Source organism: Streptomyces sp. SID14436 (assembly GCF_010548465.1).
Classification (GTDB): Bacteria; Actinomycetota; Actinomycetes; order Streptomycetales; family Streptomycetaceae; genus Streptomyces.
Window position 1 is genome coordinate 1 of record NZ_JAAGMD010000744.1, and the last position, 12,318, is coordinate 12,318.

General features: G+C 74.2%; 11 protein-coding genes. 7 read left to right on the forward strand and 4 right to left on the reverse strand.

The genetic code is table 11. The features are described 5' to 3' along the window. Both G3I53_RS27050 and G3I53_RS27055 read left to right on the forward strand, forming a co-directional pair. On the forward strand, window positions 1–2,616 hold a 2,616-nt coding region (locus tag G3I53_RS27050; protein WP_164438864.1), incomplete at its 5' end, for a non-ribosomal peptide synthetase. Between the two features lie 14 nt (window positions 2,617–2,630). Beyond that, the gene (locus G3I53_RS27055; RefSeq protein ID WP_164438865.1) at window positions 2,631–3,434 is read left to right on the forward strand and encodes an alpha/beta fold hydrolase; all 804 of its coding nucleotides are present in this window, start codon (window positions 2,631–2,633) and stop codon (window positions 3,432–3,434) included. A gap of 37 nt (window positions 3,435–3,471) precedes the next feature. On the opposite strand, the gene G3I53_RS27060 is transcribed toward G3I53_RS27055, so the two are convergent. Next, window positions 3,472–4,473, reverse strand: a complete 1,002-nt coding sequence (locus G3I53_RS27060) for a LuxR C-terminal-related transcriptional regulator (RefSeq protein ID WP_164336258.1) — start codon at window positions 4,471–4,473, stop codon at window positions 3,472–3,474. Window positions 4,474–4,669: 196 nt separating this feature from the next. On the opposite strand from G3I53_RS27060, the gene G3I53_RS27065 reads away from it, so the two are divergent. After that, complete coding sequence (locus tag G3I53_RS27065) at window positions 4,670–5,326, forward strand: hypothetical protein (RefSeq protein ID WP_164438866.1); 657 nt, start codon at window positions 4,670–4,672, stop codon at window positions 5,324–5,326. Next, window positions 5,323–6,714, forward strand: a complete 1,392-nt coding sequence (locus G3I53_RS27070) for a helix-turn-helix domain-containing protein (RefSeq protein WP_164438867.1) — start codon at window positions 5,323–5,325, stop codon at window positions 6,712–6,714. The genes G3I53_RS27065 and G3I53_RS27070 overlap by 4 nt, the downstream gene beginning before the upstream one ends. A 94-nt stretch (window positions 6,715–6,808) precedes the next feature. On the opposite strand, the gene G3I53_RS27075 is transcribed toward G3I53_RS27070, so the two are convergent. The 3 genes from G3I53_RS27075 to G3I53_RS27085 all read right to left on the reverse strand — a co-directional run bounded on the left by G3I53_RS27075 (window position 6,809) and on the right by G3I53_RS27085 (window position 9,865). Continuing rightward, window positions 6,809–7,459: a hypothetical protein gene (locus G3I53_RS27075; protein WP_164333389.1), complete on the reverse strand. Its 651-nt coding sequence runs from the start codon at window positions 7,457–7,459 to the stop codon at window positions 6,809–6,811. Window positions 7,460–7,638: 179 nt separating this feature from the next. Next, entirely contained in the window at window positions 7,639–8,340 is a 702-nt protein-coding gene (locus tag G3I53_RS27080) for a GntR family transcriptional regulator (RefSeq protein ID WP_164333390.1), read from the reverse strand. A gap of 166 nt (window positions 8,341–8,506) precedes the next feature. Next, window positions 8,507–9,865 carry an aspartate aminotransferase family protein gene (locus tag G3I53_RS27085; RefSeq protein ID WP_164333391.1) on the reverse strand — a complete coding sequence of 453 codons (1,359 nt, stop codon included), beginning with the start codon at window positions 9,863–9,865 and terminating at the stop codon, window positions 8,507–8,509. 215 nt (window positions 9,866–10,080) lie between these two features. Here G3I53_RS27085 and G3I53_RS27090 point away from each other — a divergent pair, with 215 nt between their 5' ends. The 3 genes from G3I53_RS27090 to G3I53_RS27100 all read left to right on the forward strand — a co-directional run. After that, window positions 10,081–10,686 (forward strand): DJ-1/PfpI family protein, encoded by a 606-nt coding sequence (locus G3I53_RS27090; protein ID WP_164333392.1) that lies wholly within the window; start codon window positions 10,081–10,083, stop codon window positions 10,684–10,686. Next, on the forward strand, window positions 10,683–11,174 hold the full coding sequence (locus tag G3I53_RS27095; RefSeq protein ID WP_164333393.1) for a MarR family winged helix-turn-helix transcriptional regulator: 492 nt from the start codon (window positions 10,683–10,685) through the stop codon (window positions 11,172–11,174). The genes G3I53_RS27090 and G3I53_RS27095 overlap by 4 nt, the downstream gene beginning before the upstream one ends. 76 nt (window positions 11,175–11,250) lie before the next feature. Further along, on the forward strand, window positions 11,251–12,318 hold a 1,068-nt coding region (locus tag G3I53_RS27100), incomplete at its 3' end, for a serine/threonine-protein kinase (protein WP_164438868.1).

Sequence of the window (12,318 nt, forward strand, 5' to 3'; positions counted from 1 at the left end):
GTGGAGACGGAGGAATTGATCGGCTTCTTCGTCAACACACTGCCGCTGCGCACGCGGATCTCCGGTGAGGAGTCCTTCCTGGACCTCGTGGCACGGGTGGGCGGTACGGCGGTGGAGGCGCTGTCCCACCAGGACGTGCCGTTCGAGCGGCTGGTGCAGGAGTTGGTCCCCGACCGCGACCGCTCCCGCAACCCCCTTTTCCAGGTCATGCTGGCCTTCCAGAACGCACCGCACGCGGTGAGCGGTCCGAGCGGGGTGCGGCTGGAACAGCTGGCTCTCGAGGAGACCACGGCGAAGTTCGACCTGATGCTGGTCGCCGAGGAGGCCGAGGACGGCGGGCTGTCGCTGGCCCTGGAGTACAGCACCGATCTGTTCTTCGAGGCGACGGCGCGGGCGGTGCTGGACGACGTGCTGCGGGCGTGCCGTGCGGCGGCCGACGACCCGGCGCGGCCGGTGCGTGAGCTGACCGAGGTGTCGGAGGCGGAGCGTGAACTGCTGCTCCACACCTGGAACGCGACCGACCGCACCGATGAACTGACGTGCCTGGTGGGCCGGGTGCGCGAACTGGCCGTGTCCCGTCCGGACACGGTGGCCGTCACCGATGACGAAGGCGCGGTCACCTACGCCGAGTTGGCGGGGCGGGCGAGCCGCCTGTCCGGCGAGCTGCTCGCGGCGGGTGTCGGGCTGGACGACCGGGTGGTCTATCACGGTGAGCGGGGCATCGACGCCGTGGTCACCCTGCTCGGCGTCCTGGGCGCCGGAGGCGTCTACGTCCCCCTCGACCTCCGTGCCCCCGCCGCCCGCAACGCGCACATGACCTCGGCGTGCGGCGCACGCTGGATCGTCGCCCCGCCCGCCCTCGCCGATGCCGCCCGGGTCCTTGCCGACACCGCTGACAGCGGACCGCAGGTCCTGGTCTGCCCGCGGTCGGGGGATGCACCGGACGAGCTGGTTCCCCTGCGCGGTGCGGGTGACGATCTGGCGTATGTGCTGTTCACCTCGGGTTCGACGGGTCTGCCGAAGGGGGCGATGGTGCACCGGGCGGGGATGAACAACCACCTGCTGGCGAAGGTGGACGACCTGGCGCTCACCGGCGCGGATGTGGTGGTGCAGAACGCGGCGCTGACGTTCGACATCTCGGTGTGGCAGATGATGGCCGCACTCGTCGTGGGCGGCCGCACCGCCGTCTACGGCGACGAGACCGCCCTCGATGCGACGGGTCTGTTCGTGCGGGCCGAACGGGATGCGGTCACGGTGCTGGAGGTGGTGCCGTCCCTGCTGCGGGCGGCGCTGGACGCCTGGGACACGGTGGCCGGCTCAGCACCGGGGCTGGCGGATCTGCGCAAGCTGGTGGTGACCGGTGAGGCGCTGCCGCCGGACCTGTGCGCGCGCTGGTTCGCCCGCTATCCGGGGATCGAGATCGTCAACGCCTACGGCCCCACCGAGTGCTCGGACGACGTCACCCACGCCACGCTCACCGCGGAGGTCGACCGCGTCCCGATCGGCTCGGCGGTCCGCAACACGCGCCTGTATGTGCTGGACGAGGCGATGCGTCCCGTTCCGGTCGGTGTGCGGGGCGAGTTGTTCGTCGGCGGTGTGGGTGTCGGCCGCGGCTATCTGGACGACCCGGTGAAGACGGCCACGGCGTTCGTGCCGGATCCGTTCGGTGCGGTGCCGGGTGCGCGGCTGTACCGCACCGGTGATGTGGTGCGGTATCTGCCGGGCGGGGAGCTGGAGTTCCTGGGCCGGCGGGACCACCAGGTGAAGATCCGGGGTCAGCGCATCGAGCTCGGCGAGGTCGAGAACGCCCTGCGTGCCCTGCCCGAGGTCACCGACGCCGTGGTCGTGTCCCGGGTCGACGGAGTGGGGCAGCTGCGCCTGGTCGGTTACGTGACCGGGACGGACGGCGCGGAGCGGATCCGTCAGGAGCTGGCGCGGACGTTGCCGGAGGCGATGGTGCCGTCGGCGGTGGTGTGCCTGGACGCGATGCCGCTGACGGCGAACGGCAAGGTGGACCGGGCCGCGCTGCCCGAGCCCGGTCTCCAGGCCGAGCGCACCGTCTACCGGGCGCCCCGCACTCTCGACGAGCGTCTGCTGGCCGACCTCTTCGCCGAGGTGCTCGGGGTGGAACGGGTCGGTCTGGACGACGACTTCTTCGACCTGGGCGGCCACTCCCTGCTGGCGACGCAGTTGATCGCCCGCATCCGCTCCGACTTCGACGTCCAGCTGCCGCTGCGCACCCTGTTCGAGACGCCGGTCGTGGAGGCCCTGGCCGCCGAGATCGCCGCCCTCGTCCCCTCGGGCGGGCAGGACGGTGACCGCGCTTCGGGGGTCGAGGCGCTGCTGGCCGAGATCGAGCACCTGTCCGACGAGGAGGCGGAGGCCCTGCTGTCCCAGGTCGCCGCCGACGCCCCGGCTCCGCCGGCGTCCGGTCCGGAGCCCGTTGCGGCGGCCCCGTCGGCAGCGGACCCCGCACCATCGGCACCCGCAGCGTCGGCGCCCGCAGCATCGGCATCCGCACCATCGGCGCCCGCCACGGCCCTGACGGAACCCGGAGACCGGCAGGGCCCGGCTCCGGACGCCGTCCGCCGACCCCACCCCTCCGGCCGGATCTGAGGAGCGAACACACCGTGATCACGACGACCTGGTCTGCCGACCGAGCGACCCCCGACGCGGCCCGGCCCGCGGCCGGCAGTGCGTGGTTCCCGGCGCGGAGCGGCCCGGCCGACCCGTTCCGGCTGCGGCTCTACTGCCTGCCGCACGCGGGCGCCGGAGCGTCCGCCTACCGTTCCTGGGCGGGCCGCCTGGGCGACCGCATCGACGTGGTGCCCGTCCAGCTCCCCGGCCGCGAGGGCCGGTTCGGCGAGGAGCCGCTCACCACGGCGGACGGCATCGCGGACGGCCTCTGTGCCGCCCTCGCCGAGCGCGGGGACCGGCACTGGGCGCTGTTCGGGCACAGCATGGGCGCCCTGCTCGCCTACGAGGTGGCCCACCGCATGTCCTCGGCCGGCAACCCGCCCGCGCACCTCGTCGTCTCGGGGATGACCGCGCCTCCGCTGGCCGCCGGGCGGGGACGGCCCGCGGCCGACAGCCTCGGGGACGACGAACTGGTCGAGCGGATCCGCGCGCTGGGCGGCACGCCCCGGGACGTGCTGCGCTCGGCGGAGATGATGCAGCTCCTGCTGCCCGTCTTCCGCGCCGACTACCGCGTGTGCGACGGCTACCGGTTCACCCCGCGGGAGCCGCTGCGGGTCCCCGTCACCGCGCTGGGCGGCGCCGCCGACCGCGGTGCCCCGGCCGCCGGGCTCGCGGCGTGGCGCGACCTGACGACGGCCGGGTACGCGATGCGGCTCTTCCCCGGCGGGCACTTCTACCTGCACGACCGGCTCGACGAGGTGCTGGCCGCCGTCCGGGCGGCGTGCGAGGGACGCTGAACCGGGGTGGTGTCCTCCGCCGGGGCGGGTCCGGGGTTCAGCCGGCCTGCTCCGGGGGCTCCGGCTCCCCTTTGCCCGCCTCCTCCTTGGCGAGCAGGTAGCCCAGCTGGAGGCGGCTCTGCGCGCCCATGCTCTCCCGGATGCGGGCCAGATGGGTGTGGTACGTGCGCTCGCTGATGCCGATCCGCCGGGCGATGGCCGCATCGGTCAGCCCCTCGACCAGCAGCCGCTTGATCATGTTGTGGATGTCGGGCATGACCTCGGCGGGCGCGTGCCCGGTGCGCGCGGGCGTGAAGGGCGTCGCGCGCTGCCAGTTGCGGTCGAAGACGTCCGTGAGGAAGCGCACCAGCGCCTCGTCGTGGATGACCACGGCCGACGTGCGGTCCTCACCCGTCGCCAGGATGGCCACCGACCGGTCGATGACGATGAGCCGTTCGAAGAACTCGTCGAGCGTGCGGACCTCGCCGCCGCTCTCCGTCACGGCCTCGACGTAGGCCCGGGTGGGCGCGTTGAAGCGGGCCGGGTGCTGGTACAGGGTGCGCATGGCCACCCCGCGGTTCAGCCGTTCCAGCGTGAGCGGCAGCACGGCCTGGAGCACGGTGGCCGGACGGCCGCCGCCGGGCTGCGCGGTGAGGATCTCCTCCGTCGCCTCGCCGGTGACGCGGTCGATGAAGGCGCGGATCTCGCTCATGCCGTGCACGTACTCGACGGCGGGCACGGCGCTCTCGGGCTGGGCCTCCGTCATGAACAGCCGCAGGGCCGGTGCGAGACGGTGCTCGACCTCCGCGGCCTGAAGCTCCAGCTGCCAGGCTTCCGTACGCCACTGCGAGGCGAGCCGGGCCTCCGCCAGCCGCGGGTCCACCGGCCGCAGGACCGACGGGTCGCCGGGAGCCGGCTCCAGCAGCCCGAACCGGACCAGAGTGGTCAGCTCCGGTACGTCCGGGTCATGGGCGATGGCGTGCTCCCGCAGGGCCCTCTCGTAGACGACGAGCGCCGCCTCCGACAGTTCCGGCGGTGGTTCCTGTCGATCTGCCCCCATATGTCTCCCTCAGATCTTTGCGGTGCAGGAATCTGCCCCCTCCGCACCGTGGTGATCCTAGTTGACCGAAACCTAGCCTCCAGAGGACAAAACATTGCCGCGTGCTCAGGGGGAAACTGTGATTCGCATGATGGTTCAGGCTGCTGACAGGGGCACACGCACCACGGGTGGGACGGTGCGCCCCGTACGACGGACCATGATCGCGGCCACGATGGCCGGTGCGCTCCTGGCGGGGTCCGGAGCCCTGCTCGCGGGCGTCGGCGGATCGCTCGGCACGGACGGCAGCGGGCAGCACGCGAGCGTGTGGGCGAAGGACATCGGCTGGAACAGCGCGGGGAGCGGTCACTGGCCCGGCGACATCGGCTGGAACAGCGCGGGGAGCGGTCACCGGCCCGGCGACATCGGCTGGAACAGCGCGGGGAGCGGCCACCGGCCCGGCGACATCGGCTGGGACGCCCCGAAGCGGGACGCGCACCACGCCGACATCGGCTGGGACGCCAAGCGGCCGGCCGTGCGGCTCGGGGACATCGGCTGGAACAGCGCGGGGAGCGGCCACCGGCCCGGCGACATCGGCTGGGACGCCCCGAAGCGGGACGCGCACCACGCCGACATCGGCTGGGACGCCAAGCGGCCGGCCGTGCGGCTCGGGGACATCGGCTGGAACAGCGCGGGGAGCGGCCACCGGCCCGGCGACATCGGCTGGGACGCCCCGAAGCGGGACGCGCTCCCCGCGGACATCGGCTGGGACGCCAAGCGGCCGGCCGTGCGGCTCGGGGACATCGGCTGGAACGGGCCGGGTGCCGAGGGCTCGCCGGCCGGGCCGTCCCATGCGGCAGCCGGCGGCGCCGCATGACGGTGCGCCTCGGCGGAGTGGAACCGGACCGGCCACAGGCGCGGCGCACGCATCCCGAGGCCGCCGGGCCCACGGGGTACGGCAGGGCGCTCCAACTGGCCCGCAAACGCTCCGGTCTCACCCAGGAGCAGCTCGCCGCGGCGTCCGGCGTCAGCGTCCGGGCCATCCGGGACCTGGAGCTGGGACGGGCCAGCCGCCCGCGCAGGGAGACGACCCGCCTGCTGGCCGAGGCCCTCGGCCTGACGGGCTCCCACCGGGTCCTGCTCGACCAGGCGTCCGGTCACGTCTCCGTGGACACCACCCTGCGGCAGATGTACGAGGAGGACGCGGCCTCGCCGCCGTCGGCGATGCACCCCCTGGTCGGCAGGGAGCGGGAGCTCGACGTGGTGGCCGGCGCCCTCCTCGCGGGCCGGGAACGCATCCTGTCCCTCGTCGGACTGCCCGGGGCGGGCAAGAGCCTGCTCGCCCTGGCGGTGGCGCACCGCCACGCCGCCAAAGGAGGCGGCCGGGTCATCTGGCTCCCCGCGCGGGCGGCCGGGGGCGGCAGCGCGCCGGCGGCCGGCCACGGGCGGAGCCTGCTGACGTCGTGGATGCTGGACCGTCTCCGCGGTGACGGCCCGCTGGACGAGCTGGCCGGGCTGATCGGTGACCGCCGCACCCTCCTGGTGGTCGACGGCTACGACGGTCCCGTCGCCGACGGCGGACGGCTGCTGCACCTGCTCGCCTGCTGCACCAACCTCCAGGTGCTCGTCACCATGCGGACCCCGCTGCCCGTCCTCGGCGTGCGGGCCGTGCCGCTCGCGCCGCTGCCGCTGGCCGGCACGGGCGCGGAGCCGGGCCAGGGGGCGGCGTCGCCCGCGGTCCGGCTGATGCTGGCGCACGCCGCCTACACGCGCCCGGCGATGCAGCAGACGGCGGCCGTGACGGAAGCGGTGACCGGGCTGTGCGGGCTCCTGGACGGCATCCCGCTCGCCCTGCACCTCGCGGCGGGCTGGCTGCCGATGTACTCGCCCGAGCAGCTGCTGGACAAGGCACGGGACAACCCCCTGCCGCTGCTCGAACCGGTCTTCGCCGGGGAGTCCGAGGGGGAGGCCGACCTGGGCGCGCTGATCCGCGGTGCCGTCGGAGGGCTGCGCCCGGCGCAGTCCGGCGTGCTGACCGCGCTGGCCCTGCGGCGGCAGCCGTCGGCCACGGAGGAGGTGCAGCGCTTCCTCGGGCGCCCTCCCCAGGAGGTGGTCCGCGCGCTGCACGGCCTGCTGCTGCGGGGCCTGATCCGCGAGGAGCGGCTGCCGGGCGGCGGCACCGCCGTCTCGGTCCTCAACCTGGTGCGCCACACGGTCCTTGCGGCCCGGGAGCGCGCTCCGCGGGCGGCCGTGGCCCACGTCTGACCCGTACCCGGCGGCGCGCGGGAGCCGGGACCGGCCGGCCGGGGAGCGCGCCCCGGGGCGGGCCGCCGGGACGCCTCAGCTGAAGACGATCATCTCAGCTGAAGACGATCATCGACCCCTGGGCCAGGCTCCGGGTCGCCGCCGCGTGCAGGCCCAGCCAGACGTGGCGTTCGCGGGCGAAGGGGCTGGGATCGTAGGGGGCGGGGACGGCCGGCTCCTCCAGCTCCGTCGGGCCCTGCGGCGGCTCGGGGGCCGCCGGCGGGTTGGCCGGATCGATGCCGAGGGCGGGGGCCACGGCCTCCAGTTCCCGCAGCAGGGCGTGCGAGGAGCCCAGGGGGCCGCCGCCCGCGAGGAGTTCGTCGCTGGACAGGGGGTGCGGGAAGTCGACGGGCACGTAGGCGCCCGCGTGGTCGTAGTGCCAGACCAGGTGGGACTGCTGGGCCGTCGCCTCGAACATCTCCAGCAACTGCTCGTAGTCGCCGCCCAGTTCGCCCACCGGGGTGACGGGGAGCCCGCACACGTGGAGCAGGTGGGCGCGGCGCAGGAAGTGCAGCGCGTCGTAGTCGAATCCCGCGACCGGGGCGACCTCGCCGGACAGCCCCGGCATGTACTGGTACACCGGCACCGGCGGCAGCCCGCCGTCCGCGAGCACCCTGTTGTACTGCGCGAGTTCCTCGGCGAACGGATTGTCGGGCGTGTGGCACAAGACGTCGACGAGCGGTACCAGCCACAGGTCACAGGCCAAAGAGGGCTCCTCGCATATAGCACGGCGGTCACGTCGGTCACGGTGGCCGCGCTCGCGGTGGTCACCGCGGACACAGCGGTCATGGAAGGGTATCGGCGCGGTGCGAGGAGGCCATTTCCTCGTGCACGTCCCATACCCAGGCGAGCCCCGACGACGCGGGCCGCGGCCCCCGCAACCGCTCACCCGTCCGCCAGACGCTCGATGAGGGCGAGCGAGTGGGCGTTGTACGAGGCGATGATCGCGCGGGCGGTGTCGGTGTCGCGCTGCGACAGGGCGTCGACCAGTTCGGTGTGCCGGGACCACAGGCGTCCCCGCAGGTCGGGCAGGTTCCGCAGGTGCTGCACGATGCCCACCCAGGTCTGGACGCGCAGCCGGTGCAGGAATTCGGTCAGGTAGGGGTTGCCGAACACGGCCGTCAACTCGCGCCAGAAGCGCAGGTCGTAGCCGATCAGGATGGCGAGGTCCCCGGCGAGCGCGGCGCGCCGGGCCTCCTCGCCGCGCCGCCGGACCCCGGCGAGCGCGGCGGCCACGCGGGGTTCGTCGGGCCGGAACCGGGCCCGGTGGCCGTGGGCCAGGGAGTGGAACATGCCGTCGATGACCAGGCTGCGGGCCTCGATCATGCCGCGGAAGTCGGGGGCGGTGAACGCGTGCACCCGGAAACCGCGGTGGTGGTCGGCGTCGAGCAGGCCCTGCGCGGACAGATCGACCAGCGCCTCCCGCACCGGCGTCGCGGACACCCCGTACTGCTCGGCGATCTCCTTGACGGTGAACTCCCGTCCCGGCTGGAGCCGTCCGGCCAGCACCTCGTCGCGGAGCGCGTCGGCGATCTGCTGCCGCAGGGTGCTGCGGGTCACCGCGGCGTTGCCGCTGCTGCCGGGCATGGTCCGGGGGGCTCCCTCGTCGCGTGGCGCGTGCCGTGCACGCACATGGTGTCCTACGGGCACGACACCTTACGCGTTCGAGTGCGGCAGGAACGTTCGACCGCGGCCGGTGCGGAGGGGATCGGGACACCCGCCCGCACCGGCCTGCTGTCCGGCCCCGGAGGGGTCAGGTGGCCACGTACTCGTCGGCCACCGACAGGGCGGAGTCCAGCACCGCCAGGCCCTCCTTGAGTTCCGCCTCGGTGACGGTGCACGGCGGCACCACGTGCGTGCGGTTCATGTTCACGAAGGGCCACACCCCGCCCTCCTTGGCGGCGGCGGCGAACGCGGCCATCGGGGCGTTGGCCTCACCGGCCGCGTTGTAGGGGACCAGCGGCTCGCGGGTCTCCCGGTCGCGGACCAGCTCGAGCGCCCAGAACATGCCGGTCCCGCGGACGTCGCCCACGCTGGGGTGCCGTTCCGCCAGCTCGCGCAGCGCGGGTTCCAGGACGTCCGAGCCGAGCCGGGCCGCGTTCTCCACGACGCCCTCCTCCGCCATCACGCGGATCGTCGCGACGGCCGCCGCGCAGGCCAGCGGGTGCCCGGAGTACGTCAGTCCGCCCGGGTAGGGCCGCTTGCCGAAGGTGTCGGCGATCGCCCCGGAGATGGCGACCCCGCCCAGCGGCACGTATCCCGAGTTCACGCCCTTGGCGAAGGTCAGCAGGTCCGGCACGACGTCGTACAGGTCGGCCGCGAACCACTCGCCGGTCCGCCCGAACCCGGCCATCACCTCGTCCAGCACGAAGACGATGCCGTACTTGTCGCACAGCTCCCGCACGCCCGCGAGGTAGCCGGCCGGCGGCATCATGATGCCCGCGGTGCCCGGGATCGTCTCCAGGATGATCGCGGCGATCGTCGACGGCCCCTCGAAGGCGATCGTCGTCTCCAGGTGCTCCAGCGCCCGCGCGCACTCCTGCTCCTCGGTCTCGGCGTAGAAGCGCGAGCGGTACAGGAAGGGCGCCCAGAAGTGCACGACGCCGGCCGTCCCGCTGTCGGAGGCCCAGCGGCGCGGGTCACCGGTGAGGTTCACGGCCTGCTGGGTGCCGCCGTGGTACGAGCGGTACGCGGACAGCACCTTGGGGCGGCCGGTGTGCAGCCGGGCCATGCGTATGGCGTGCTCGACGGCGTCGGCGCCGCCGTTGGTGAAGAAGATCTTGTCCAGGTCGCCGGGGGTCCGCTCGGCGATCAGCCGGGCCGCCTCCGAGCGCGCCTCGACGGCGAACGCGGGCGCGAACGTCGTCATCCGTCCGGCCTGCTCCTGGATCGCGGTGACGACCTTGGGGTGCTGGTAGCCGATGTTCGTGTAGACGAGCGCGCTGGCGAAGTCGAGATAGCGCCGGCCGTCGTAGTCCCAGAAGTACGACCCCTGCGCCCCGGCGACGGCGAGCGGGTCGATGAGCTCCTGCGCGGACCAGGAGTGGAACACATGGGCACGGTCGGCGGCCTTCACTGCGGCGCCGGCCTCGGGGTTCGGCTGAGCGGTCATGCCGCCGAGGGTAGGCCGCCCGGGGTGCCCCGCGACATCGGCGCCCTGTCTGCGGTCGCGGGCTTTCCACGACAGGTTGTCGAACGTCCCGCCCTTCAGGACTATTGACAGCATACTGTCGACATGACAGATTGCTGTCATGCGAGGCGGGGCGTCACAGCCCCCGGCCGCCGCCCGGCGGCCCTCCCGCCCGTCGAGACCCCCAGGGAGCGGTCATGACCCGCAAGCCCGTCCACCTCGCCGTCTACGACACCTACGCCGACTGGGAACCCGGCCACACCACCGCCCACCTCGCCCTCGCCGGGTACGAGATCCGCACCGTCGCCCCCGCCGACGGGCCCGTCACCAGCATGGGCGGGCTGCGGGTCCTGCCCGACCTCCCGCTCGACGCCCTCCGCCCCGAGGACAGCGCCCTGCTGCTCCTCACCGGGGCGTCCCTGTGGGACACCGGCGACACACTCGCCCCCTTCGCCCGCGCCGCACGCGCCTTCCTCGACGCGGGCGTGCCCGTCGCCGCGATCTGCGGCGCCACCGCCGGACTCGCCCGCGAGGGCCTGCTCGACGACCGCGCCCACACCAGCGGCTCCCCCCACTACCTGGCCGCCACCGGCTACCGGGGCGGCGGCCGGTACACCGAGGCCGACGCCGTCACCGACGGCCTCCTCGTCACCGCCGGCCCGACCGAGCCCGTCGCCTTCGCCCGCGAGGTCTTCCGCCTGCTCGGCGCCTACGACGAGACCGTCAGCGACCCCTGGTTCCGGCTGTTCCACGACTCCGATCCGGCCGCCTACGCCGCGTACGAGAAGGCGCTGTCCCGGTGAGCCGGGCCCGGCAGGAACTGCTCAGCGGCAGCGCGCTCGGCGTGTTCCGGCTCAACGGCCAGTTCCTCGCCGTCGCCGAGGAACTGGCCCGGCCCGCCGGGCTCACCGCCGCCCGCTGGCAGGTGCTGGGCGCGGTCCTCACCGAGCCGCTGACCGTCTCCGGGATCGCCCGCGCCATGGGCATCACCCGCCAGAGCGTGCAGCGCATCGCCGACCTGCTGGTCGACCAGGGGCTCGCCGAGTACCGGACCAACCCCGCCCACCGCCGCGCGAAGCTGCTCGCCCCCACCGCTGCCGGACGCGCCGCCGTCGCCCGGATCGGCCCCGGGCACGCGGCCTTCGCCGACCGGCTCGCGCAGGCGTTCGGGGAGGAGGACCTGGAGCGGACGGTCCGGCTGCTCGGACGCCTGTCCGAGGTCCTCGACCGGCTCGGCCCGCCCGAGACCGCCCCGCCGGTCACCGGCCCCGCGCCTGTTACGGAACCGTAGACGTCGTCCCCGGCCGTCCGCACGGGCCCCGCACTATCCTCATGATGTTGCTCACTGGGGGGAAGGCGGCGCAACGATGGAGAAGCTCGGTCCCGGGGATCCGCCGCACATCGGCGCGTACCGGCTGCTCGCGCGGCTCGGCGCGGGCGGCATGGGGTTCGTCTACCTGGCCCGCTCCGACCGGGGGCGCACCGTCGCCGTGAAGCTGGTGCACGAGGAGCTGGCCCGGCAGGAGGAGTTCCGGGCGCGCTTCCGGCAGGAGGTGCAGGCGGCCCGGCAGGTCGGCGGCGCGTGGACCGCTCCGGTGCTCGACGCCGACACCGAGGCGCCGGTGCCGTGGGTCGCCACCGGCTATGTCGCCGGGCCCAGCCTCCAGCAGGTCGTCGGCCACCACCACGGGGCCCTGCCCGAGCGGTCGGTCCGCATCCTCGGCGCCGGCCTCGCGCACGCGCTCCAGGACATCCACGCCGCCGGCATCGTCCACCGCGACCTCAAGCCGTCCAACATCCTCGTCACCATCGACGGGCCGCGGGTCATCGACTTCGGCATCGCCCGCGCCCTGGAGACCGTGACCGACGGCGGGCTCACTCGCACCGGCGCGCTCGTCGGCTCGCCCGGCTTCATGGCGCCCGAACAGGTGCGCGGCGACCGCATCACCCCCGCCTGCGACATCTTCTGCCTCGGCGCGGTCCTCGCCTACGCCGCCACCGGCGAGCTGCCCTTCGGCACCGCCAACAGCGGCGTGCACGCCCTGATGTTCCGCATCGCCCAGGAGGAACCCGACCTCGACGGCGTGCCCGAGGGCATCGCCGACCTGGTCCGCGACTGCCTGAAGAAGGACCCGGCCGCGCGGCCCACGCTCCGCCAGATCCTGGACCGCACCGGCGCCGAGGACACCGTCACCGGCGGCCGCTCCCGCGACCCCTGGCTGCCGAGCGCCCTCGTCGCGCAGCTCGGCCGTCACGCGGTGCGGCTGCTCGACACGGAGAACCCGGAGACACCGGACGGACCCGACGGACCCGACGGACCCGACGGGCCCGACGTGCCGGCCGGGACGCCCGAGTCGCCCGAGGCGCCGGCGGCGCAGGAACCGGCGGCCCGCGCCCTGCCGGCGCCCGCCGCCACGCCCGAGCACGCCCCGGCC

Coding starts and splice junctions, on each gene's coding strand:
- G3I53_RS27085 (WP_164333391.1), bottom strand. CDS start 9,865: ATGACCGCTCAGCCGAACCCCGAGGCCGGCGCCGCAGTGAAGGCCGCC.
- G3I53_RS27080 (WP_164333390.1), bottom strand. CDS start 8,340: ATGCCCGGCAGCAGCGGCAACGCCGCGGTGACCCGCAGCACCCTGCGG.
- G3I53_RS27070 (WP_164438867.1), top strand. CDS start 5,323: ATGACGGTGCGCCTCGGCGGAGTGGAACCGGACCGGCCACAGGCGCGG.
- G3I53_RS27090 (WP_164333392.1), top strand. CDS start 10,081: ATGACCCGCAAGCCCGTCCACCTCGCCGTCTACGACACCTACGCCGAC.
- G3I53_RS27060 (WP_164336258.1), bottom strand. CDS start 4,473: ATGGGGGCAGATCGACAGGAACCACCGCCGGAACTGTCGGAGGCGGCG.
- G3I53_RS27065 (WP_164438866.1), top strand. CDS start 4,670: ATGATCGCGGCCACGATGGCCGGTGCGCTCCTGGCGGGGTCCGGAGCC.